Origin of the sequence: Mycobacterium hainanense (assembly GCF_041890355.1) — a bacterium.
Taxonomy (GTDB): domain Bacteria; phylum Actinomycetota; class Actinomycetes; order Mycobacteriales; family Mycobacteriaceae; genus Mycobacterium; species Mycobacterium hainanense.
In genome coordinates, this window is record NZ_CP169059.1 from 4,534,388 (window position 1) to 4,555,671 (window position 21,284).

At 68.1% G+C, this 21,284-nt stretch carries 21 protein-coding genes; 8 read left to right on the forward strand and 13 right to left on the reverse strand.

Annotated elements, in window-relative coordinates; translation table 11 throughout:
• The first annotated feature begins 68 nt into the window (after positions 1-68).
• Genes ACEL92_RS21235 through ACEL92_RS21245 form a run of 3 tightly spaced genes read left to right on the forward strand, consistent with a single transcriptional unit; the run spans position 69 to position 2,808 of the window.
• A complete protein-coding gene (locus ACEL92_RS21235) occupies positions 69-1,241 on the forward strand; it encodes an acetyl-CoA C-acyltransferase (RefSeq protein WP_374022612.1) in 1,173 nt (390 codons plus the stop codon).
• Complete coding sequence (locus ACEL92_RS21240) at positions 1,241-2,323, forward strand: NmrA family NAD(P)-binding protein (protein WP_374022613.1); 1,083 nt, start codon at positions 1,241-1,243, stop codon at positions 2,321-2,323. Before ACEL92_RS21235 ends, ACEL92_RS21240 begins: the two co-directional genes overlap by 1 nt.
• On the forward strand, positions 2,320-2,808 hold the full coding sequence (locus ACEL92_RS21245) for a DUF302 domain-containing protein (protein WP_374022614.1): 489 nt from the start codon (positions 2,320-2,322) through the stop codon (positions 2,806-2,808). The genes ACEL92_RS21240 and ACEL92_RS21245 overlap by 4 nt, the downstream gene beginning before the upstream one ends.
• On the opposite strand, the gene ACEL92_RS21250 is transcribed toward ACEL92_RS21245, so the two are convergent.
• A complete protein-coding gene (locus ACEL92_RS21250) occupies positions 2,805-2,990 on the reverse strand; it encodes a hypothetical protein (protein ID WP_374022615.1) in 186 nt (61 codons plus the stop codon). The genes ACEL92_RS21245 and ACEL92_RS21250 overlap by 4 nt on opposite strands.
• Before the next feature lie 304 nt (positions 2,991-3,294).
• Here ACEL92_RS21250 and ACEL92_RS21255 point away from each other — a divergent pair, with 304 nt between their 5' ends.
• From ACEL92_RS21255 to ACEL92_RS21270, 4 genes are all read left to right on the forward strand, one after another.
• Positions 3,295-4,137: a TetR/AcrR family transcriptional regulator gene (locus ACEL92_RS21255; RefSeq protein ID WP_374022616.1), complete on the forward strand. Its 843-nt coding sequence runs from the start codon at positions 3,295-3,297 to the stop codon at positions 4,135-4,137.
• 46 nt (positions 4,138-4,183) lie between these two features.
• A complete protein-coding gene (locus ACEL92_RS21260; protein ID WP_374022617.1) occupies positions 4,184-4,552 on the forward strand; it encodes a hypothetical protein in 369 nt (122 codons plus the stop codon).
• 41 nt (positions 4,553-4,593) lie between these two features.
• On the forward strand, positions 4,594-5,829 hold the full coding sequence (locus ACEL92_RS21265) for an FAD-dependent oxidoreductase (RefSeq protein WP_374022618.1): 1,236 nt from the start codon (positions 4,594-4,596) through the stop codon (positions 5,827-5,829).
• A gap of 129 nt (positions 5,830-5,958) precedes the next feature.
• The gene (locus ACEL92_RS21270; RefSeq protein WP_374022619.1) at positions 5,959-6,459 is read left to right on the forward strand and encodes a nitroreductase/quinone reductase family protein; all 501 of its coding nucleotides are present in this window, start codon (positions 5,959-5,961) and stop codon (positions 6,457-6,459) included.
• A gap of 28 nt (positions 6,460-6,487) precedes the next feature.
• Here ACEL92_RS21270 and ACEL92_RS21275 read toward each other — a convergent pair whose 3' ends face one another.
• The 6 genes from ACEL92_RS21275 to ACEL92_RS21300 all read right to left on the reverse strand — a co-directional run bounded on the left by ACEL92_RS21275 (position 6,488) and on the right by ACEL92_RS21300 (position 12,714).
• Positions 6,488-7,024 carry a hypothetical protein gene (locus ACEL92_RS21275; protein ID WP_374022620.1) on the reverse strand — a complete coding sequence of 179 codons (537 nt, stop codon included), beginning with the start codon at positions 7,022-7,024 and terminating at the stop codon, positions 6,488-6,490.
• A gap of 195 nt (positions 7,025-7,219) precedes the next feature.
• Positions 7,220-8,503, reverse strand: a complete 1,284-nt coding sequence (locus ACEL92_RS21280; protein WP_374022621.1) for a fatty acid desaturase — start codon at positions 8,501-8,503, stop codon at positions 7,220-7,222.
• 98 nt (positions 8,504-8,601) lie between these two features.
• Positions 8,602-9,795: a ferredoxin reductase gene (locus tag ACEL92_RS21285; RefSeq protein ID WP_374026319.1), complete on the reverse strand. Its 1,194-nt coding sequence runs from the start codon at positions 9,793-9,795 to the stop codon at positions 8,602-8,604.
• Between the two features lie 96 nt (positions 9,796-9,891).
• A complete protein-coding gene (locus ACEL92_RS21290; RefSeq protein WP_374022622.1) occupies positions 9,892-10,395 on the reverse strand; it encodes a hypothetical protein in 504 nt (167 codons plus the stop codon).
• A complete protein-coding gene (gene ppk2 / locus ACEL92_RS21295; RefSeq protein ID WP_374022623.1) occupies positions 10,392-11,252 on the reverse strand; it encodes a polyphosphate kinase 2 in 861 nt (286 codons plus the stop codon). The genes ACEL92_RS21290 and ppk2 overlap by 4 nt, the downstream gene beginning before the upstream one ends.
• Positions 11,253-11,292: 40 nt before the next feature.
• On the reverse strand, positions 11,293-12,714 hold the full coding sequence (locus ACEL92_RS21300) for a wax ester/triacylglycerol synthase family O-acyltransferase (protein ID WP_374022624.1): 1,422 nt from the start codon (positions 12,712-12,714) through the stop codon (positions 11,293-11,295).
• Between the two features lie 182 nt (positions 12,715-12,896).
• On the opposite strand from ACEL92_RS21300, the gene ACEL92_RS21305 reads away from it, so the two are divergent.
• On the forward strand, positions 12,897-13,436 hold the full coding sequence (locus tag ACEL92_RS21305; RefSeq protein WP_374022625.1) for an Rv3235 family protein: 540 nt from the start codon (positions 12,897-12,899) through the stop codon (positions 13,434-13,436).
• A 9-nt stretch (positions 13,437-13,445) separates the two neighbouring features.
• Here the strand turns inward: ACEL92_RS21305 and ACEL92_RS21310 are convergent, their stop codons facing one another.
• From ACEL92_RS21310 to secA, 6 genes are all read right to left on the reverse strand, one after another.
• The gene (locus ACEL92_RS21310; RefSeq protein WP_374022626.1) at positions 13,446-14,597 is read right to left on the reverse strand and encodes a cation:proton antiporter; all 1,152 of its coding nucleotides are present in this window, start codon (positions 14,595-14,597) and stop codon (positions 13,446-13,448) included.
• 4 nt (positions 14,598-14,601) lie between these two features.
• The gene (locus ACEL92_RS21315; protein ID WP_374022627.1) at positions 14,602-15,084 is read right to left on the reverse strand and encodes a cation:proton antiporter regulatory subunit; all 483 of its coding nucleotides are present in this window, start codon (positions 15,082-15,084) and stop codon (positions 14,602-14,604) included.
• 72 nt (positions 15,085-15,156) lie between these two features.
• Positions 15,157-15,912, reverse strand: a complete 756-nt coding sequence (gene mddA, locus ACEL92_RS21320) for a methanethiol S-methyltransferase (RefSeq protein WP_374022628.1) — start codon at positions 15,910-15,912, stop codon at positions 15,157-15,159.
• Between the two features lie 69 nt (positions 15,913-15,981).
• Positions 15,982-17,532 (reverse strand): HD domain-containing phosphohydrolase, encoded by a 1,551-nt coding sequence (locus ACEL92_RS21325; protein WP_374022629.1) that lies wholly within the window; start codon positions 17,530-17,532, stop codon positions 15,982-15,984.
• A gap of 33 nt (positions 17,533-17,565) precedes the next feature.
• Complete coding sequence (locus tag ACEL92_RS21330; protein WP_374022630.1) at positions 17,566-18,312, reverse strand: hypothetical protein; 747 nt, start codon at positions 18,310-18,312, stop codon at positions 17,566-17,568.
• Between the two features lie 144 nt (positions 18,313-18,456).
• Positions 18,457-21,282 (reverse strand): preprotein translocase subunit SecA, encoded by a 2,826-nt coding sequence (gene secA / locus ACEL92_RS21335; RefSeq protein ID WP_374022631.1) that lies wholly within the window; start codon positions 21,280-21,282, stop codon positions 18,457-18,459.
• Positions 21,283-21,284 lie beyond the last annotated feature (2 nt).

Below are 21,284 nucleotides of genomic sequence, written 5' to 3' on the forward strand. Positions count from 1 at the left end.
TTAGTGTACCTAGATGTTTACCTGGGTACAGCGATCTATACCTAGATCGTGGGACTCAAGGAGGAGCCATGAACCGCGATGCCGTCATCGTCGGAGCCGTCCGCACCCCGATCGGCAAGGGCAAGCCCAGCGGCGCGCTGCACGACGTCTTGCCCGCCGACCTGCTGGCGCACAGCCTGCGCGAGCTGGTGGCGCGCACGGGCGTGGATCCCGCGCAGATCGACGACGTCATCGCCGGCGCGGTCGCCCAGGTCGGCGACCAGGCGGTCAACATCGCCCGCAACGCGCTGCTCGGCGCCGGATTCCCCGAGTCGGTTCCCGGGGTCACGATCGACCGCCAATGCGGCAGCAGCCAGCAGGCCATCAGCTTCGCCGCCCAGGGCGTGCTCTCCGGCGCCTACGACCTCGTCGTCGCCGCCGGCGTGGAGTCGATGGGCCGCGTCCCGATGGGCACCTCGGTGCTGCCCGGCAGCAATCCCTTCGGTGCGGACATGACGCGGCGCTATCCCGACGGGCTGGTGCCGCAGGGCATCAGCGCCGAACTGATCGCCGCCCGGTGGGGATTCTCGCGCACCCAGCTCGACGAGTTCTCCGCCGCCAGCCACGACAAGGCAGCCCGCGCCACCAAGGACGGGCTCTTCGAGAACGAGCTGGTCCCGATTGCCGGCTTGTCCACCGACGAATTCATCCGGCCCGGCACTACGGTCGAGACGCTGTCCGGTTTGCGGCCGGCGTTCTACAACGAGGCGATGAAAGCCCGCTTCCCGCAGATCAATTGGGAGATCACCGCCGGTAACTCCTCACCGCTCTCCGACGGCAGCGCCGCGGTTTTGATCACCACCAGCGACGTCGCCAACAAGCTCGGCCTGCGCCCGCTGGCCCGCATCCACACCACCACCGTGGTGGGCTCGGATCCGCTGTACATGCTGACCGGGGTCATCCCCGCCACCGAAAAGGTGCTCCATCGCGCGGGATTGACGCTGGCCGACATCGACCTGTTCGAGGTCAACGAGGCCTTCGCGCCCGTCGTGCTCGCCTGGGCGCACGACACCGGCGCCGACCTGGCCAAGACGAACGTCAACGGCGGCGCCATCGCGATCGGCCACCCGCTGGGCGCCAGCGGCGCCCGCATCATGACCACGCTCGTGAACGCTTTGGAGCAGCGCGGCGGTCGGTACGGGCTGCAGACGATGTGCGAGGGCGGCGGCATGGCCAACGCCACCATCATCGAGCGACTCTGATGTCCACCGTCTCGCGGGTCTTCGTCGTCGGCGGCACCGGGGCCCAGGGCATGCCCATCGTCCGGACCCTGGTCGCCGACAACAGGTACTCGGTGCGATTCCTCAGCCGCGACCCCGGCTCCCGACGGGCCAAGGAGCTGCTCGCACTGGACAACGTCTCGGTCCAGGAAGGCTCGTTCGCCGACGAGGCCGTCCTCCGCGAAGGATTCCGCGGGTGTGACGCGGCATTCGTCAACATCGACGGATTCAACACCGGCGAAAAGACCGAAATGTATTGGGCGATCCGCAGTTACGAGATCGCTCTCGAGGAGGGTGTCAAGTTCTTCGTCTACGGGAACCTCGACTACGGGCTCAAGAAGTCGGGATACGATTCCCGCTTCCGCACCGGCCACTATGACGGCAAGGGCCGGGTGGGCGAATGGATCTTGTTCCAGAATCGGGAGAACGGTGATCGGATGGGGGCGGCCGTGTTCACCACGGGCCCATACATCGAGATGGCGATCTCGACCGGGACGCCCATGGCGCCTACCGTCGAGGACGGTGTCGTGACATGGCGGGTTCCGCTCGGTGCGGGCGCCGTTCCCCATGTGGCTCTCGAAGATTGCGGATTTTACGTCCGCTGGCTCTTCGACCATCCCGAGCGCGCGAACGGCATGGATCTCGAAGTCGCGATCGGCCAGATCCGCTACGCGGACCTGGCCGCGGCGTTCGAGAAGGTCACCGGGCATCCAGCCCGGTACATCGACACCGATCTGGAGACGTACTGGCGCGAGGGCCCCTTGAGCAGAGCCGCCGATGCGCCCGCCGGATACAACGCCGACCCCAACGACAAGAGCACCATGAACATCCGCGACAACTTCACGGGATTCTGGAACCTGTGGAAATACGAAGTTATCAACCGCGATTACGACCTGCTCGACGGAATTCACCCGAACCGGATCAGGAACGCCGAGGAGTGGTTCCGCAGAGAGGACCGGCTGGGACGGGAGCTGGGCAAGGGCGGCTTGTGGGAGCGGGTTCAACCGGAGAACCGGACCCCGATCCTCAAGATCGGCGAGGACCGAAGGACAGGGAGATTATGACCGAACAGGTTTTCAAGGGCGTGCGGCTGCGCTACGACAGCGCCAAGAGCTACGACGAGCTGCTCGCCGCGCTGCTCGCCGACATCGGCGAGCGGCCCGTCGCGATCAACGACATCGCGGCAACGAGCTACAGCTGGGATTCTTACCAGCGGAGCGTCGAACCACACGTCGGCCCAAGCGGATTCATGTTGTTCGGATTGTTCGACCACGGCGCGTGGATTCCCAAGGCCGGCATCGACCGCAAGGCGATCCGCGTCATCCTGGGCAACCCGTTGATCGCGATCACGATGCTGCGCCACGACGTGACGGCCGGCCTGTTCGCCCCGGTCGAAGTCTTGATCACCGACGAGCCGGCCGGCAGCAGCCTGGCCTACGTCAAGCCGTCATCGCTGATGGTCGTCGAGCCCAATCCCGAATTGCTCACCGCCGCAGAGCGACTCGACGCCAAGCTGGCTGCGCTGGCCGAAAAGGTGACGAGCGGCTAACGGCGCGGCGGTCGCGACGGGCTGGCGGTGCGTTTGCCGGCGAGGCGGATGAAGCCGTCGGTGAAAATATCGCACACGGTGTCGATGTCAGGCAGGTCGATTCCTGACAGGTGCTCCGTGTTGAGCCGCAGCAGCATGTGTATCACCATCGGCGCGACCAATTCCTGGATCAGCAGCGGCACGGGGAGATCGCGGATCCTGCCAGCCTCGATTTCGGCGGTGAGCCATTGGCCGACAACGGCAACGACCTGTGGGACCTTTGTATCCGCCTGCAAACACCCGTCAGCTCGCCGAGGGGTGGCCAACGGACTGAGCGAACAAGACTCGTTGCTCCGGTCTCAGTTGAAGTTCCTGAGTCAAGCCGGCCTTGTCACAGTTGTGAAACCACGCCGCAAGCCCGTGGGCGGCGGCGAACAGGTACACATTGCCGGCGATGAGACCGGTGTCGACGAAGTAGTACGGCGCGCAGAGTCTGCGTTGATGCACATGCCGACCAAAACCAAAGAGCCACAATCGAGTGCACCCGACGACACGAACGGGGTCGGTGACGACCTCGTGCAGGCCGCGCTGCGAGCCGCCCGGAATTTGGGCAAAGACGTCGCCGACGTGCCGGTGATCGCGATCGCACGCGAGGCGGGCGTATCACGCAGCACCTTGATCCGGCGCCTCGGCGGTTCCCGCGCGTCGCTCGACGCGGCCGTGCGAGCCGCCGGCGTCGACCCGGGCGGCCAAGCCCCGGTGCGCACCCGAGCCCTCGACGCCGCCGCCACACTCATCGACAAGTCGGGCCTGGCCTCCGCCACGCTGGAGGCGATCGCCGCCGCCACCCCCTGCTCCGTCCACAGCCTCTACGCGGTCTTCGGCGGCCGCGACGAATTGTTACGCGCCTTATTCGAACGCCACAGCCCGCTGTTGCAGATCGAGGACTTCTTCGACGGCGACCACGGCGACCTGCCCGCCAGCGTGCGCAGCCTCTATGACCTGATTGCGCACACCCTCGACCGTGAGCCGCGGGTCGCGCCGGCGCTGCTGGCCGAGGCGCTGGCCCGTCCGGACAGCCCCGCCATCCGGAACTTGCTGGGGCACAACGCCCCTCGTCTCCTGGCTAGTCTGGGCGCCTGGCTCACAAACGAAATGCAATCCGGGCGGATCCGCGAGATCCCACTGCCGCTGCTGATCCAGCAACTGCTGGCCCCGGTCGTCATTCACATGCTGCTGCGCCCGGCGGCGAATTACGTACCTGGCATCGAATTGCCCGACCTCGACGCCACCTGCGCGACGTTCGCCGACAACTTCCTTCGCGCAGTCGCCACCCAACCGCCGAACTAGGGAGTGCAGCGTGGCAGGCGCGGAGCGACCCCGTAACGTCCGATTGTTGCTCGGATTCGCCTTCACGGCCGCAGGAGTCGCCCACGTCGTCGAACACGAGTGGTTCGAGAGGCTGGTACCCGAATCGTTATCGCAATGGCGCAAGTCGATCAGCGCGGCGACGGCCGCCATTCAGATCGTCGGCGGCACAGCGATGTTCGTCCCACGGTTGCGCGTGCTGGCACGCTGGACGAATCTGGCGCTTTTGGTGTCGACGCTTCCGGCCGCCGTCGCTCAGATAGACCATCCCGATGTGTTGCGCCGAGCGGGGATAGTTCCGGCCCTGGCGCCGGTGCGCGTCGTCGCGCAGGTCGTTCTGACCGGGCTGACGTGGTGGGCGACCAGGCCAACGCGGCCACGCGATCATCGTCCGTGACGGCGATATGCTGTCAAGCCGGCTGAAGAACGGAGAGCGCCATGACCCCGTCCGGTTCGACGACGTGCGCTATCGCCGGGGGCGGACCCGCCGGCATGGTGCTCGGGCTGCTGTTGGCCCGCGCCGGGGTGCAGGTCACCGTGTTCGAGAAGCATGCGGATTTCCTGCGGGACTTTCGCGGTGACACGGTGCACCCGGTCACCCTGCGTCTGCTGGACGACCTCGGCCTGTATCCCGAGTTCGATGCGTTACCCCACAGCGAGGTGGAGCACGCCGATTTCGACATCGCCGGGCGCAACGTCACCGTCGTCGACTTCCGGCGCCTGCGGCAACCGCACCCCGTCCTCGCGCTGGTTCCGCAATGGGATCTGCTCAACCTGCTAGCCGACACCGCCCGCCAGGAGCCGACCTTCACGCTGCGGATGCAGACCGAAGTCACCGGGCTGCTCCACGACGGTGACACCGTCACCGGCGTGCGCTACCGCGGCCCCGACGGGGATGGTGAACTGCGCGCCGACCTCACGGTGGCGTGCGACGGCCGTACCTCGACCGTGCGGCGCGAGGCCGGCCTGACCGCTCGGGAGTTTCCCGTCCCGTTCGACGTCGGCTGGTTTCGGCTCAACGCCATTGGCGCGATCAAATATCAACTGACGCCGCGATTTTCGCCGGGGCTTGCGCTGGTACTCATTCCGCGGGAAGGCTATTTCCAGGTCGGGTGTTTCCTGCCCAAGGGCGGGGAGAAGAAGCTCAAAGAACGCGGACTCGAATCGTTCCGGTCGCAGGTCGCCGAAGCGGTCCCCGAGGCGTCCGTCGAGTCCTTGACGTCGTGGGATGGCGTCAAGGTCCTCGATGTCCGAGTCAACCGCTTGCGGCGGTGGCACAAGCCCGGTCTGCTGTGCATCGGGGACGCGGCGCACGCGATGTCCCCGGCCGGCGGCGTCGGCATCAATCTCGCCGTCGCCGACGCGGTGGCCGCCGCGGGCATTCTCGCCCGGCCGCTGCTGGAACATCGACTCAGCGAGGGGGACCTGGCCGCGGTGCAACGCCGGCGAAACCTGCCCGCTGTCGTCACGCAGCAAGCCCAACGCCTCATGCACCGGGCCATGCGCCCCGTCCTGCTCGGTGGCGAAATGCCGACGCTGCCACCGGTTCTTGCGAAATTCATCGCCTTGGCGTTGAGCCGAGTGCCCGCGCTGTCCGTATTGCCCGGCTACCTGGTCGGCGTGGGGCTGCGGCCCGAACGCGCGCCGCAGTTCGCGTGCCGACCGCCGCGGTGATCTTGCCGGCCACTCGACGAGGCCGGCAGCGGTTTGAGTCGGCGCACGGCTGGCCGGTGAGCCTGGCATAGTCAGGCGACGGAAGCCGTCATCCAAAGGCCCTCGCCTCGCTTACGTTAGGAGTCACCGATGAGCGACGCCGACGCCGCATCGATCCGAGCCGCGCGCAGCGACTGGATCGCCGAGCACCTCGAGACGTATTTGTCCTCCGGCGGCGCGCGCGGCCACATCGTGGATGTGAGCGCGGTCGGGGGCAGGGTGTTGACCACCCACTGCCTGATCAGGTGCGTGGGCCGCAAGTCGGGGAAGAGCTACGTCAGGCCGCTGATCTACGGCAACGTCGGTGGCGAGATCGTGGTCGTCGCGTCCAAGGGAGGTGCCGACACGCACCCACAGTGGTACTTGAACGTCTTGCAGAGCAACACGATCGGCGTCCAGATCGCGACCCAAGCGTTCGAGGCCACTTGGCGGGAGCCCGAGGCCGAGGAACGCCACCAGGTGTGGGCGTACATGGCGCACCTGTATCCGCCGTACCTCACCTATCAGCAGTCAACCAGCCGCCAGATCCCGCTGGTGATGTTGACGCCCGTGCGAGCGATCGACGTCTTTTCCGTCGAAGACTCCCGGTAGCCGTTGCCAGGCAACCGAACTCGAGAAGTCACAGCCAGCCGGTGCGGGCCGCGGCGACCGGCTCGGGCGGCGACGGGGCCAATTCCCCGTCGCGCACGCCGTCGAGCATGCGTTTGACCGCCGCCACGATCTCCGGCGCGGCCGCGGCCAGGCCGGCCTTATCGGCGTCGGGAACCTGGTCGGGATCGACCCCCGCCCGCGCCAGCACGGCGGCCGGGTCGGCAAGCTGATCGGCCAGCCAGGCGACCGGATCGGCGGACAGCTCAGGGACGAAGTGCCGGCGTCCGGGCTCCCACCCGTCGAACTTCGGGTGGTGATGGGCTCGGTCCAGGGTCCCGGGCGGGCTTTCGGTGGAGCCGAAGAGGTCCACCCGCCATACCGGACGGTTGAAGCCGATCGGGACGCCAGCGTAGATCGACCCTTGCGGCTCGTCCCGGTCGACGAGGCGCAGTTCGAGCCGGACGCCCCGCTCAGGGGTTTCCTGACCTTCCAGCGGGCGCGGGTCGACGAAGAACATGTCGCCGACGACGACACCAAGAGTTTCAAATCCGAACGCTGCGAGCATGCCGTCGAGCCTAGTCCCGGCGACCGCTACGGGTCAGGCGCTGAGCTCCCGGGCATGCGACCTGTATGGCCAACGGCGTAGGCGCCGAACGTGCACTCACTGCGAGAATGATCACGAAAAGTCGCACTGAGTACACGCTGGGCGCGGAAGGCTAGGCAGCCAGGTCGCCGGCGCTAGGCCGCCAGGTCGCCGGCGCTAGGCCGCCAGGTCGTCGGCGCGCCGCGCGTCGCGCTGCGTCCGCTTCCCGCGCCGCCAGCCGCGCACGGTCTCGATGGCGGTCTTCAGCCCGCGCCGCCGGCCGGTCTGCGGGTCGGTGCCCGCGAAACCGGGCTCCAGTTCCGCGAACATCCGCTCGCTGCGGGTTTCCGGCGCATTGTCGGCGTCGTCGCGCAGGTAGGAGTTCGGCAGCGAGAGCTTGGCCAGCGTGCGCCAGGTCTTCGCGTACTGGACCAGGAACGAGCCGGTGGTGTAGGGCAGGTCGTACTTGTCGCAGACCTCGCGCACCCGCACCGAGATCTCGTGCAACCGGTTGCTCGGCAGGTCCGGGTAGAGGTGATGCTCGATCTGGTGGCACAGGTTGCCGCTCATGAACCGCAGCGCGGGGCCGGCCTCGAAGTTGGCGCTGCCCAGCATCTGGCGCAGGTACCACTGCCCCTTCGTCTCGCCGATCATGTCGGTCTTGGTGAATTTCTCTGCGCCGTCGGGGAAATGGCCGCAGAAGATGACCGCATTGGCCCACACGTTGCGGATGATGTTGGCTACCGCGTTGGCCTTCAACGTGGATCGGTACGTAGCGCCGGGCGACAACGCGGTCAGCGCCGGGAACGCGACGTAGTCCTTGACCACCTGCCGGCCGGCCTTGGCCAGGAACTCGTCGACCCGCTGCCGCGCGTCGTCATGCTCCATGCGCTTCTTGACGATCTTGCCGATCTCCACGTGCTGCAGGCCGACGCCCCACTCGAAGAGCAGCGCGAGCATGGTGTTGTAGACCAGGTTGAGGCTGTTGAAGCGCTTCCAGCGCTGGTCGCGGGTGACGCGCAGCAGGCCGTAGCCGACGTCGTCGTCCATCCCGAGGATGTTGGTGTACTTGTGGTGCACAAAGTTGTGGGTGTAACGCCAGTGCTTGGACGACCCGCTCATGTCCCACTCCCACGTCGAGGAGTGAATCTCCGGGTCGTTCATCCAGTCCCACTGGCCGTGCATGACGTTGTGGCCGATCTCCATGTTCTCGATGATCTTGGCCACGCCCAGCGTTACGGCGCCGGCCCACCAGGCCGAGCGGCGAGAACTGGCGGCCAGCAGCAGCCGGCCGGATACCTCCAGGGCCCGCTGGGCCGCGATGGTGCGGCGGATGTAGCGGGCATCCCGCTCGCCCCGCGAGTCTTCGATGTCCTGGCGGATGGCGTCCAGCTCAACGGCCAGGTTTTCGATGTCGGCGTCCGTCAGATGGGCGAATACGTCGACGTCGGTGATCGCCATCGTCTTCTTCTCCCTACGGTTCGATTGGTCCGTCCTAAAACAGGTCCAGACCTACGCTATCGTAACCTACGAATCCGTAGGTTACCTGTGAGTAGCATTTAGATGTCTAGCACGCAGTCACCCGAGGCGGCCGAGACACACGTCTGAATCCGGGTGCCCGGGTCGTGTTCCGCGCCGGTGCGCAGGTCGCGAACGTGACCCTCGACCAGACCCACCACGCACGACTGACATATACCCATCCGGCAGCCGAACGGCATCTGCACGCCGGCCCCCTCCCCCGCGTCCATCAACGACGTGGCGGCGTCGGCGGCGACCGCGCGGCCGCTCCGGGCGAAGGTGACCGTTCCGCCCGCGCCGGTCGGCGCGGCCTTGGACACCGCGAACCGCTCCAGGTGCAGCCGGTCGCCGATGCCCGCCGCCGACCAGATCTTCTCGGCCTGGGTAAGCATGCCCTCCGGCCCGCAGGCCCACGTGTGACGTTCGCGCCAGTCCGGCACCTCGTGGTCGAGCAGGGCGAGGTCGAGCCGGCCCTGCGAGCGGGTTTCCCGCAGCTTCAGTCGGTAGCCCGGGTGCTCGGCGGCCAGCGCGCCCAGCTCGGCGCGAAACATCACGTCGGATTCGGTGGGCGCCGAATGCACGTGCGCAACGTCACCAATCTGGTTGCGCCGCACCAGGGTTCGCAGCATCGACATCACCGGCGTGATCCCGGACCCTGCGGTGAGGAACAGGATCGACGACGGCGCCGGGTCGGGCAGCACGAAGTTGCCCTGGGGCGCGGCCAGCCGGACGATGGTGCCGCGCGCGACGCCGGCCACCAGGTGGGTCGAGAGGAATCCCTCGGGCATCGCCTTGACGGTGATGGTCACGGTGCGCGCGGAGCCGGACCCGGACGTCGCGGCGGGGCTGGACGTCAGCGAATACGACCGCCAGCGCCAGCGTCCGTCGATCAACAGGCCGATTCCGATGTATTGGCCCGGCTGGTAGTCGAAGTCGAAGCCCCAACCCGGCTTGATCACCAGGGTCGCGGAATCCTCTGTCTCGCGGCGCACCTCGAGGACGCGGCCCCGCAGCTCACGCGCGGACCACAGCGGGTTCGCCAAATGCAGGTAGTCGTCGGGCAGCAACGGTGTGGTGATGCGCGCGGCGATCTTGCGCAGCGCGTGCCAGCCGGGATGCCGGTCCGCGCCCGCGACAACGGGTCGCTTGGTTTCGACGACGTTGCCCTTGATGGAGGGGTTACGTCTACCCAGCGGAAGCTCCTGCTCACTACGCGGCGTCTTGGTTGCGCTCACCATTGTGGTCGATTCCCGGGGCCTCACGAAACCTACGGTACCGTAACCTACGGTTGCGTAGCTAGGGGTGGCGCGCCCGAACGCGTCACATCGGCGTCAGAGCAGCTCCAGCAGAAACGGCAGCTCCTGGTTGGCGTACCAGGCCAGGTCGTGGTCCTGAGCGTCGCCGACGATCAGCTCGGCGTCCTCGTCGCCCAGATCGGCGGCGTCGATGGCCTCGATCGCCTTCGTCACATCCGGCTCGGCCGCGGCGTTGTCGACGTAGGCGGCGACCACATCCTCGAGCGCGACGGGTGCGCCGAGTCGCACCACGGCGTCGTCGAGGTCCGGGCGGTAGCGCACGTCGCCGACCTCGGCGGCCAGCACCGCGCGCCGCGGCGGCAGGGCCGTCTGCGCTTCCGAGTCGGCCAGCAGGCGCAGCGACGCCAGCGCCGCCTCGCGCAGCGCGACCTCGGCGAGCTCGTCGTCGTCGCCCTCGGCGTAGGACTCCCGCAACGCCGGCGTCAGGGCGAACGCCGTGCCGTTGACGGGCATCAACGAGCCGTCGGCGACCAAGCGCTGCAACATGGCCAGCGTGGCCGGAATGTAGACCAGTGTCACGAATCCCCCAATAGTGTGGCCGCGAAGTCGTCGACGTAGTTGGACAGCTCACGCGGCGGGCGCTGGTAGTTCCCGCTCACCACCGGGGTCTTGGGCAGTTTGACGTGGGATCGCTCGACGTCGTGATACTCGATGGTGGCCAGCAGATGGGCCATCATGTTCAGCCGCGCGTGCTTCTTGATGTCCGATTCCACGACGTACCAAGGGCTGGCCGGTGTATCGGTGTGCACCATCATCTCGTCCTTGGCGCGCGAATAGTCCTCCCACCGATAAAGCGATTCGGTATCCATGGGGCTGAGTTTCCATTGCCGCACAGGGTCATTCAGCCGCGCTTTGAAGCGGCGCAGTTGCTCTGTAGCGGAGACCGAGAACCAATATTTGCGCAGCAGAATCCCGTCGTCGATCAGCATCTGCTCGAAAATCGGGGTCTGCCGCAAGAAGCGCGCATGCTCTTGCGGCGTGCAGAATCCCATGACTTTTTCCACGCCGGCGCGGTTGTACCACGACCGGTCGAACAGCACGATCTCCCCTTTCGCGGGCAGGTGGGCGATGTAGCGCTGGTAGTACCACTGGCCGCGTTCCCGGTCGGTCGGCGATGGCAGCGCAACGATGCGGGCGACACGCGGATTGAGATATTCCGTGATCCGTTTGATGGTGCCGCCCTTGCCCGCTCCGTCGCGGCCCTCGAAGATCACCACCAGCCGCTGGCCGGTATGCCGCACCCACTCCTGCAGCTTCACGAATTCCGTTTGCAGGCGGAACAATTCGGCGTGGTACACCTCGTCGGAAATCTTGGGCGCTTTCGGCTCCGCCGATTTCGCGGGTTTCGCCTTGGGGCTTTTCGTCGCGGTGCTCACATCAACGAATGATAGAACCGGCCACCGCCTTTCACCCGGACTAATTACTGGAAGCTTCCAGCAATTCCTCGAGCGATTGGCTCAACAGGCCGGGCAGCAGATCCACGTCGCTCATCGCCTCGCGGTCGGCGTTGATGCCGAAATACAGCATGCCGTTGTAGGAGGTCACGCTGATGGCCACCGCCTGATTGTGCAGCAGCGGCGGCACGGCGTAGGTCTCCAGCAGCTTGGTGCCCGCGATGTACATCTGCGACTGGGCCCCGGGCGCGTTGGTGATCAGCAGGTTGAACGTCCGCCTGGAAAAGGTGGGGTAACTGGTGGCGACGCGGATACCCATGGCGTGCAGCGTGGGTGGCGCGAACCCGGACAGCGTGACGATGGTCCTGGCGTCCACCAGGCGGGCACCCGTCGGATTCGACTCGGTGGCGTGGGCGATCTGGGACAGCCGCACCACCGCGTTCGGCTCCCCCACCGGCAGATCGACCAGGAAGGGGGCGACCTGGCTGATGGCCTGGCCGGGGCCGGTCGAATCGAGCTGACCGTCGGCGTAAACCGGCAACGGCGCCATGGCCCGCACCGTCGCGGTCGGCGACACCGCCACCCCGCGTGACATCAGCCAGCTACCCAGCGCGCCGGCGATCACCGCGAGCACCACGTCGTTGACGTCGCAGTCGTACCGCGCGCGCACCGCGCGGTAGTCGTCGAGGTTGCCGCACGCCACCGTGAACCGCCGGTGGCGCGAAACGGTGGCGTTGAGCGGGCTGCTGGGCGCGGTGCCGCGCGCGACGGAGCGGGCGAAATCGAGGGCCCGGCGGCCCGCGGCGAGCAGTTCGCCGTTATTGGTCACCAGCCCGCCGATGGCCGACCCGACGGCCTGCAGCTGGGTCCCCGGCCCCACGAACCAGTCGCCGATGGCGCCGAAGATCAGGCGCGCGTCACCCGGGTCGCGCTCCGGGACCCAGATGTCCTCCGGAAAGGCGGGCGGCCGTTTCGTGCGGTCGGCGATGACGTGGTTGATTTCCAGCGCCGTCATGCCGTTGATCAGGGCTTGGTGCGATTTGGTGTAGATGGCGACCCGGTTCTTGGACAGGCCCTCGACCAGATACATCTCCCACAGCGGCCGCGTCTTGTCCAACGGCCGGGCGGCCAGGCGGGCGATCAGCTCGTGCAGCTGTTCGTCGCTGCCGGGCGACGGCAACGCGGAGCGCCGCACGTGGTAGGTGATGTCGAAGTCGCCGTCGTCGACCCACACCGGACGGGACGGGCCGACCCGGACTTCCCGCACCTTCTGCCGATAGCGCGGGATCTGAGGTAACCGGTGCTCGACGGTGGCCAGCAGCGTCTCGTAGCTCAACCCCGCGCGCGGCCGGCGCAGGATCGACAGCGATCCGACGTACATCGGCGTGGCCGTATTTTCCAATCGAAAAAACGCCGCGTCCGATGGGGACAGCCGGGTCACCATAAGGGCGCAGTCCTCCTCCGTCGAATCGCCCTGTTGCTTAAGGAGATGCCCCGCCCACGGTAACCGTCTCGCCGCGTCCCGGCCGAGCGCGGGTACACGCGAGCCGCGGTTGTGCCATGATGACCACTGCCTGCCACTCTCCAGCGGGCTCACGGTTCGACCGACGAGTTGGAGAGTGCGTGATGAACACCAGTCCTGTCGCGGGTCCATCCGACGCCTTCGCCGTCTTGCCCGTCGTCGACTACGAGCCTCCCCCGCAAGACGTCCCGCGCCACGTTCCCGCGTGCCGGCCATCGGCGCGCGCACCGCTGCGCCGGCGCGGCGCCCACCCCTACCCGCCCGGGCGGCAACCGGCGGAGCCGGCACGCGCCGCCATGTCGCCGCAGATGCGCCAGGCGGCGGCGTTCGCCGACGTCGCGCTGCGCCGGGTGCTGGAGGTCATCGACCGCCGGCGACCGGCCGCGCAGCTGCGCCCGTTGTTGACGCCCAGCCTGGTGGATTCCGTGGTCGCGGTCGGGCGTTCGGCCGCCGTGCACGCCGGCGCCGCGGTGCTGCGGCGGGTGCGGCTGCAGCCGGCCGGTCACCGCGACCCGGAGGCCGCCGCCGAGGTCTCCGGCTCCTACAGCCGCGGGAACCGGATGCACGCAATCGCGTGCCGTGTCGAACGGGTGCCCGCCGACGCCGGCGCCCGCTGGCAGGTGGTGGCCCTCCACATCGGGTGACCGCCGCGCTCAGGACCCCGCGGTGGACGCCAGCGGACCGCCCGTGTAGCGGGTGAGCACGGGACCCAGGATCGCCATGATGAACACGTACGACGTCGCCAGCGCGGCGACCGCGGGGATCGACGAGCCGGCCAATCCGATGATGATCAGCGAGAACTCCCCCCGGGCGATCAAAGCGGTGCCCGCTCGCAGCTGCCCTCGCCGGGCCACCCCGTCGCGCCGGGCGGCGAAGATCCCGGTGGCCACCTTGGTCGCCGCGGTCACCGCGGCCAGGATCAGCGCCGCAGGAAGCATCGGGACGAGCGCGTGCGGGTCGACGGTAAAGCCGATCGCCAGGAAGAAGATCGCGGCGAACAGGTCGCGCAGCGGGCCCAGCACGCGACGCGCGCGTTCCGCCGTCTCTCCGGTCAGCGTCAGCCCCACCAGGAACGCGCCCACGGCGGCGGATGCGTGCAGGGACTCGGCCATCGCCGCCACGATCAGGGTGATCCCGAGCACCCGGAGCAGCAGCTGTTCGGAATCGGGGTGTTCGACCAGGCGGCCGACGTGGTGGCCCCAACGGAAGGACGCAGCGAACGCCGCCAGCAGCGCGGCCACCGCCACCACCATGCCGCCGACGGCGTGCAGCCAGCCGCCGCCGGCGGCCAGCACGGCGAACAGCGGCAGGTAGGCCGCCATCGCGAAGTCTTCGAGCACCAGCACGGACAGCACCGCCGGCGTCTCGCGGTTACCGAGGCGGTGCAGGTCCTCCAGCAGGCGCGCGATGACACCCGACGAGGAAATGTAGGTGACGCCGGCCAGGCACAGGATCGCCACGCCGTGCAGTCCGAGCAGCCAGCCCGCGACCGCGCCGGGCGCCGCGTTGAGCACGATGTCGACGCCCGCAGAGGGCAGGTGGCGGCGTAGGCTGGCGGCGAACTCCGCCGCGGAGAACTCCAGGCCCAGGGTCAACAGCAGCAGCACCACGCCGATCGGCGCGCTCGTCGTGATGAACTGGCCGCCGGCGGCCAGCGGCAGGATCCCGCCCTTGCCCAGTGACAAGCCCGCCAAAAGGTAGACCGGTATCGGCGACAACGCGAATCGGCGTGCGACCGCGCCCAATACGGCCAGCGTGGCGAGGAGGGCGCCGAGTTGTAGCAGCAGCGCCCACGAAACTTGCACCGGCTCAGCCCTTGTCGATTATCTGCTCGACGCCGGCGATGCCGTCATGGGTTCCGATGACGATCAAAACGTCTCGCGCGTACAGCATTTCGGACGGCCCGGGCGAGGCGAGCACTTCCTCGTTGCGCACGATCGCGACGATGGAGGCCCCGGTGCGGGTGCGGGCGTGGGTGTCGCCGAGGGGGTGCCCGACGAAGGGGCTGTCGGCCAGGATGGCGACCTGTCCCGTCTCGAGCCCCGGGATTTCGCGGGCGAGCTCGGTGAACCGCTCCGCGATCCGGGGCGCCCCCAGAATCTGGGCCACCGCCTCGGCCTCCTCATCGCTGAGGTGCAGGAGCGGCCGGGCCTTGTCGGGATCGTCCTGGGCGTACACGACGACCTCGAAGTCGCCACTTCGCCGGGCGATGATGCCGATGCGGTCGCCCTTGTGATCGATGAATTCGTAGCGAAGGCCGACGCCCGGCAGCAGCACCTCCTTGACATCCATACCGTCAATCCTGACAGGTGGGACGGAGGCGCCGGCACCGGATCGCCGACCTCCTACGGAACTGCTAGAGAATCAGCCCTGCCGCGCCATCCCGGCCGGGCGGTGGCGCGGAATCGGCACCAGCATCGGCACTTCGCGGCGGTAGTCGAGGTATTGGTGGCCCAGGGCCGCGACCAGGTCCCTCTCCTCCAGCTGAGTGGCGACCAGGATGTAGAGGGTCATGCCGGCCGAAAACAGCAGATGCCCGGCCGTCATGACGGGCGCAGCCCAGAACGCGATGCCCATCCCGAGCATCAAAGGGTGACGCACCACGCGGTAGAGGAGCCGGACGCGGAATTCGATGCTGGTGTAGGGCCGTTGGCGCGACGCCAGGTACACCTGTCGGAGTCCGAACAGGTCGAAGTGGTTGATCAGGAACGTCGCCAGCAGCGCGATCGCCCAGCCGAGCCAGAACAGCGTCCACAGGACCGCGCGAGCCGCCGGCATCCGCACATCCCAGATGACCGTGGGCATCGTCCGCCATTGCCAGTACATCAGGGCGAGCACCACGCTCGAGAACACCACGTAGGTGCTGCGCTCGATCGACGACGGCACCAGGCGTGCCCACCACCGCTTGAACGCGGGCCGGGCCATCACGCTGTGCTGCACCCCGAACAGGGCAACCAACGCCGCGTTGATTCCGATGGCCTGGGCGATGGGCGCGGCGAGCCCACGATCGACGCTTCGGGGCACCGCGAGATTACCCACGAAACCGATGAGATACAGAAAGGCCGCGAGAAAGAGCAGGTACGCCGCGGCACCGTAACCAAGCGTCAGATATCGCTTCATGGGCCAAGTGTCCGCCGCGTGGAGGAGCTCGACTATAGGTCGTTTGCCTCATCTTTGGCGGGCGCGGGACTAGGTATTTTTGACCAGTCCGTTGCGCAGCGCGTACATGCTGGCGCCGATGCGGTTCGACACGCCGATCTTGGCGTAAGTGCGCTCAACGTGGTTGCGCGCGGTCTTCTCGCTGATCACCAGCGACGCCGCGATGTCCTTGTTGGAAGCGCCGCGCGCGACCAGGCAGAGCACTTCGAGCTCTCTTGGCGTCAACCCGTCCGGCCGAACGTTGGGCCGCCGCACGGGTTGCCCCGCCGCGTGCAGCACCGCTTCGACGGCGACCGATTCGAGTTCACCGGCCTGCGCCCGGCCGCGCAGCCGCCGGGCCGCCGCGTCCGGGGACATCTGTTCGCGATACGGCCTGGGCTCGCAGGCGGACTGATAGCAGACCGCGGCGGCCAGGATGCGGTCCGGCAGGCCGAGCGCAGCGCCGGAGAGCCCCCGCGGATATCCCGAACCGTCCAGGCATTCATGGTGATTGCCCGCGACCTCCGCGAGCTGCCGCAGCCCCGGCACCTGGTTGAGGATGCGCACCGTCAAGTACGGGTGCAGCCGGACGCGTTCGAATTCCGAGGCCGTCAAGGGCCCTTCCCGGGACCAGATCTGGTTGGACACCCCGATGCGGCCCAGATCGTGGACATGACCCGCGCGTCGAGTGAGAGCCACCCCGTCGGCGTCGACGCCCGCGGCCCGCGCGGCGTCCCCGGCGAGCCGGGCCACCGCCCGCGAATGCCCAAGAGTGAATGGGCATTTCAGGTCGACGAAGTCGCCGAGGGCCACGAGCAGGGTGTCCAGCGATTGATCGTCGAGCCGCTCATGCCGATCGGGCGCGGCGGCCAGTGCGGCGGCCCACGCGTCGCCGGGCGTCGGGCCGGCCAGGATTTCGTCGGCATGGCGCAGGAATGCGTCGGCGACCTGGGGGTCGAATTGGCCGCCGCGCCGGTCTCGCACCATCGCCTCGGCCCCCGCGACACCGTAGGTGCGGTGGTGCACCTCGACCATGTCGGCCAGCTGAGCGATGCGCATCTGGATCGGGATCTCGTCGCCCCGGGCGCCGGCGGGCAGCCCGCCGCCGTCGTAGCGCTCGAACGCGAACGCCACGGCCGCCTGCACGTTGGGCCCCAGGCCCATCCGGTCGGCCAGGACGGCCGCCGAGGTGCAATGCGAGTGGATCAGGCGAGAGATGTGGCCTCGCGCGTTGGCGAAGAGCGTTGCCATGACGCTCAACCGGTGCGCCAGCGGTTGGCCGCGGCCCACGTTGCCGGCCAGGAACCGCAGGTAGGGCAGCCCGGACCAGTCGACGAGATACGAGTCGTGACGCACGGCGATGTCGTCGCCGAACCACCGCGCGTACTCGTGGGAGTCGGCGTGACAGCCGATCCACATGATCAGCGTCGTGTAGTAGGTGCAGTCCCGTCCAGGTTTGTCGAGCCCGATCCGGTCGGCGAGCCTGGTCGCGATGAGCGCCGCCCGCAGCATGTGCTCGGCGGGCTGGCCCAGGCCGAGGTCGATCGCCACCGACAGCGCCGCCAGCAGCTCCGCCCGGGTCGGTAGTTCGGGCTCCGACATGGGCCTCATTGTGCCCAGCTCATCGGTCCGCGGTCAGCCGATTGGCACAGTGCGTCCGACGGCATGATGGCGGCCGGCGTCGAAGGTTTCGAAACGACCCGAGCCCACCACGAACAGGCCGCGCTGCGGCGGCCGGAAACCGGCCAGCCGCGGTTGGTGCGGCAGCGGCCCGAGCGGCCCAAGGTCCGCCCCACGCCACGCCGCGCGGGAACCCGCTACCGCCCACACCCGCGCCGGGGCGATCATGAATCGCTGCCCGTTGGGCGCGGTGCCGCAGAGGCGGACGCGGCCGGCCCGCAGCGTCGGGCCCGCGGCCCGGCCCAGGGCGGCCAGCACCGCGCGATTGGTCCACGCCCGCGCCGGCAACCGCCCGCCGACCGCGCTCATCAGCCTTGTGGACGCCGTGGTGCCGATGTCGACGTGCCAGGCGAGCAGCCCCGGGATCTCGACGAACAGCGACCACGGCGTGACCCAGGCGACGTCGACGTCGCACTGCACCGCATCGTTGGCGGTCGCCGAGCTGAAGAAGCGGGCGCAGCTTTGCGGGCCCGGCGTCGTCGCGTAGAAGGTCCACGCGCCGTCGGGGTCCCGGTGCCACACCGACCGGTAGCCCGGCGAGAACGACGTGGCCGGAAAGACCCGCAGCGCCAGATAGTGGCCGCCGGCGAAGGGAAGCCCCATCACGCCGAAGCCGACGAACCGTTCGTCGTCTCCGGATGGCAGGCGGGGGTTCTGCAGGACGGCCGTGGCGGCCGACAGGGGGGTGCTCGAGGTGATCATGCGTCGATCGTGCGCGCCGGTGGCTCGCCGACGCGTGGGGCGGCTGCCTCAAATCCGCGGGCCCGGTCGCCGAGTGTGAAGCTGGGCGCACACTCGGCGCCGAGTGTGAAGCTGGGCGCACACTCGGCGGAAAGGCGAAGGCGCCTAGCGGCGCTTGACCGACTTCGGCGGCTTGGCGCCGCGGCCCTGCTGCCTGGCTGCCGCGCGCCGCTCGCGCCGGGAGCCTCCCCCGGCCACGCCCGCCGGCGTCCGCTTACCGTCGCCGCCGTTGCGCTGCACCTGCGCCGAGCCGTCCTCCGACGGGCCAGAGTAGGTCATGGCCGGCGCCTCATTGTCAATCCCCTTGGCGCGCAACTGGGTTGGCGGCTCTTCGCGCGGGGGCGGGGTGGTGTCGCCTTGCTCAGCCGCGGTTCCGAGCTCCTTGAGTCCCTCGGGCGTTTCCACCGGCACGACCTGGGGGGTGGGCACCGCCTCGACGGTGACGTTGAACAGGAATCCGACCGACTCCTCTTTCATGCCGTCGAGCATGGCCATGAACATGTCGTAGCCCTCGCGCTGGTACTCCACCAGTGGGTCGCGCTGCGCCATCGCGCGCAGGCCGATGCCCTCCTTGAGGTAGTCCATCTCGTAGAGATGCTCGCGCCACTTGCGGTCGATAACGTTGAGCAGCACGTTGCGTTCCAGCTGCCGCATGGCGCCCTCGCCGGCGATCTCTTCGAGCTCGGCTTCCCTTGCGGCATAAGCCCGTTCGGCGTCTTTGAGCAGCTCGTCGAGCAGCTCCTCGCGGGTGAGGTCGTCACGGTCGGAGTCGGCGTCCACGCGCATCAACGTCTCGTGGTCGATGCCGACCGGGTACAGGGTCTTGAGCGCGGTCCACAACGCCTCGAGGTCCCAGTCCTCGGCGTAGCCGTCGGCGGTCGCGCCGTTGACGTAGGCGGTGACCACGTCGCGGACCATGTCCAGCGCCTGCTCCTTGAGGTTCTCGCCTTCCAAGATCCGGCGGCGCTCGGCGTAGATCACCTTGCGCTGCTGGTTCATCACCTCGTCGTACTTGAGGACGTTCTTTCTGACCTCGAAGTTCTGCTGCTCCACCTGGGTCTGGGCGCTCTTGATGGCGCGGGTGACCATCTTGGCCTCGATGGGCACGTCGTCGGGCAGGTTCAGCCGGTTGAGCATCGCCTCCAGCGCGGCGCCGTTGAACCGGCGCATGAGCTCGTCGCCCAGCGACAGATAGAAGCGGGACTCGCCGGGGTCACCCTGCCGGCCGGAGCGGCCGCGCAACTGGTTGTCGATGCGCCGCGACTCGTGCCGCTCGGTGCCCAGCACGTACAGGCCGCCGGCCTCGACCACCTCGGCGGCCTCCTTGCCGGCCTCCTCCTTGACCTTGGGCAGCTCCTCGTGCCAGGCCGCCTCGTATTCTTCCGGGGTTTCCACCGGGTCCAGGCCGCGCTCGCGCAGCCGCTGGTCGGTGAGGAAGTCGACGTTGCCGCCCAGCACGATGTCGGTGCCGCGGCCGGCCATGTTGGTGGCCACGGTGACCCCGCCGCGGCGGCCCGCCACCGCGACGATGCCGGCCTCCTGCTCGTGGTACTTGGCGTTGAGCACGTTGTGCGGCACGCGGCGCTTCTGGAACTGCCGCGACAGGTACTCCGAGCGCTCGACGCTGGTGGTACCGATCAGGACGGGCTGCCCCTTCTCGTAGCGCTCGACGACGTCGTCGACCACCGCGATGTACTTGGCCTCCTCGGTCTTGTAGATCAGGTCGGACTGGTCGGTGCGGACCATCGGCTTGTTGGTCGGGATGGGCACCACGCCCAGCTTGTAGATCTCGTGCAGCTCGGCCGCCTCCGTCTGGGCGGTACCGGTCATGCCGGCGAGTTTGTCGTAGAGCCGGAAGTAGTTCTGCAGCGTGATGGTGGCCAGCGTCTGGTTCTCGGCCTTGATCTCGACGTGCTCCTTGGCCTCGATGGCCTGGTGCATGCCCTCGTTGTAACGGCGACCGTAGAGCACGCGGCCGGTGAACTCGTCGACGATCAGCACCTCGCCGTCGCGGACGATGTAGTCCTTGTCGCGGTTGAATAGCTCCTTGGCCTTCAGCGCGTTGTTGAGGTAGCTGACCAGCGGCGAGTTGGCGGCCTCGTAGAGGTTGTCGATGCCGAGCTGGTCCTCGACGAACTCCACCCCGAGCTCGTGCACCCCAACGGTGCGCTTGCGCAGGTCCACCTCGTAGTGGACGTCCTTCTCCATCAGCGGCGCCAGCCGCGCGAACTCGAGGTACCAGTTGGAGGCGCCGTCGGCGGGACCGGAGATGATCAGCGGGGTGCGGGCCTCGTCGATCAGGATGGAATCAACCTCGTCGACGATGGCGAAGTTGTGCCCGCGCTGCACCAGGTCATCGAGCGAATGCGCCATGTTGTCGCGCAGGTAGTCGAAGCCGAATTCGTTGTTGGTGCCGTAGGTGATGTCGGCGTTATAGGCGACCCGGCGCTCGTCGGGCGTCATCTGCGCGAGGATCACACCGACCTCCAGGCCGAGGAAGCGGTGCACGCGGCCCATCCACTCACTGTCGCGTTTGGCCAGGTAATCGTTGACGGTGACGACGTGCACGCCCTTGCCGCCGATGCCGTTGAGGTAGGCCGGCAACACCGAGGTCAGGGTCTTGCCCTCACCGGTCTTCATCTCCGCGACGTTGCCGAAATGCAGCGCCGCCGCGCCCATCACCTGCACATCGAAGGGGCGCTGGTCGAGCACCCGCCAGGCCGCCTCGCGGGCCACCGCGAAGGCCTCGGGCAGCAGGTCGTCGAGGCTTTCGCCGTCGGCGTGCCGCTTCTTGAACTCGTCGGTCTTGGCCCGCAGCTCCGCGTCGGTCAGCTTTTCGACCTCGTCGGACAGGGTGTTGACGTAGTCAGCCACCCGCTTGAGACGCTTGAGCATGCGACCTTCGCCAAGGCGCAGCAACTTCGACAGCACAG

Bases quoted from the DNA above. Each gene is read 5' to 3' on its own strand.
- ACEL92_RS21330 (WP_374022630.1), bottom strand. From the start codon at position 18,312: ATGATCACCTCGAGCACCCCCCTGTCGGCCGCCACGGCCGTCCTGCAG.
- ACEL92_RS21300 (WP_374022624.1), bottom strand. From the start codon at position 12,714: ATGGTGACCCGGCTGTCCCCATCGGACGCGGCGTTTTTTCGATTGGAA.
- ACEL92_RS21305 (WP_374022625.1), top strand. From the start codon at position 12,897: ATGAACACCAGTCCTGTCGCGGGTCCATCCGACGCCTTCGCCGTCTTG.
- ACEL92_RS21255 (WP_374022616.1), top strand. From the start codon at position 3,295: ATGCCGACCAAAACCAAAGAGCCACAATCGAGTGCACCCGACGACACG.
- mddA (WP_374022628.1), bottom strand. From the start codon at position 15,912: ATGAAGCGATATCTGACGCTTGGTTACGGTGCCGCGGCGTACCTGCTC.
- ACEL92_RS21245 (WP_374022614.1), top strand. From the start codon at position 2,320: ATGACCGAACAGGTTTTCAAGGGCGTGCGGCTGCGCTACGACAGCGCC.
- ACEL92_RS21265 (WP_374022618.1), top strand. From the start codon at position 4,594: ATGACCCCGTCCGGTTCGACGACGTGCGCTATCGCCGGGGGCGGACCC.
- ACEL92_RS21280 (WP_374022621.1), bottom strand. From the start codon at position 8,503: ATGGCGATCACCGACGTCGACGTATTCGCCCATCTGACGGACGCCGAC.
- ACEL92_RS21240 (WP_374022613.1), top strand. From the start codon at position 1,241: ATGTCCACCGTCTCGCGGGTCTTCGTCGTCGGCGGCACCGGGGCCCAG.
- ACEL92_RS21275 (WP_374022620.1), bottom strand. From the start codon at position 7,024: ATGCTCGCAGCGTTCGGATTTGAAACTCTTGGTGTCGTCGTCGGCGAC.
- ACEL92_RS21270 (WP_374022619.1), top strand. From the start codon at position 5,959: ATGAGCGACGCCGACGCCGCATCGATCCGAGCCGCGCGCAGCGACTGG.
- ACEL92_RS21315 (WP_374022627.1), bottom strand. From the start codon at position 15,084: ATGGATGTCAAGGAGGTGCTGCTGCCGGGCGTCGGCCTTCGCTACGAA.
- ACEL92_RS21325 (WP_374022629.1), bottom strand. From the start codon at position 17,532: ATGTCGGAGCCCGAACTACCGACCCGGGCGGAGCTGCTGGCGGCGCTG.
- ACEL92_RS21235 (WP_374022612.1), top strand. From the start codon at position 69: ATGAACCGCGATGCCGTCATCGTCGGAGCCGTCCGCACCCCGATCGGC.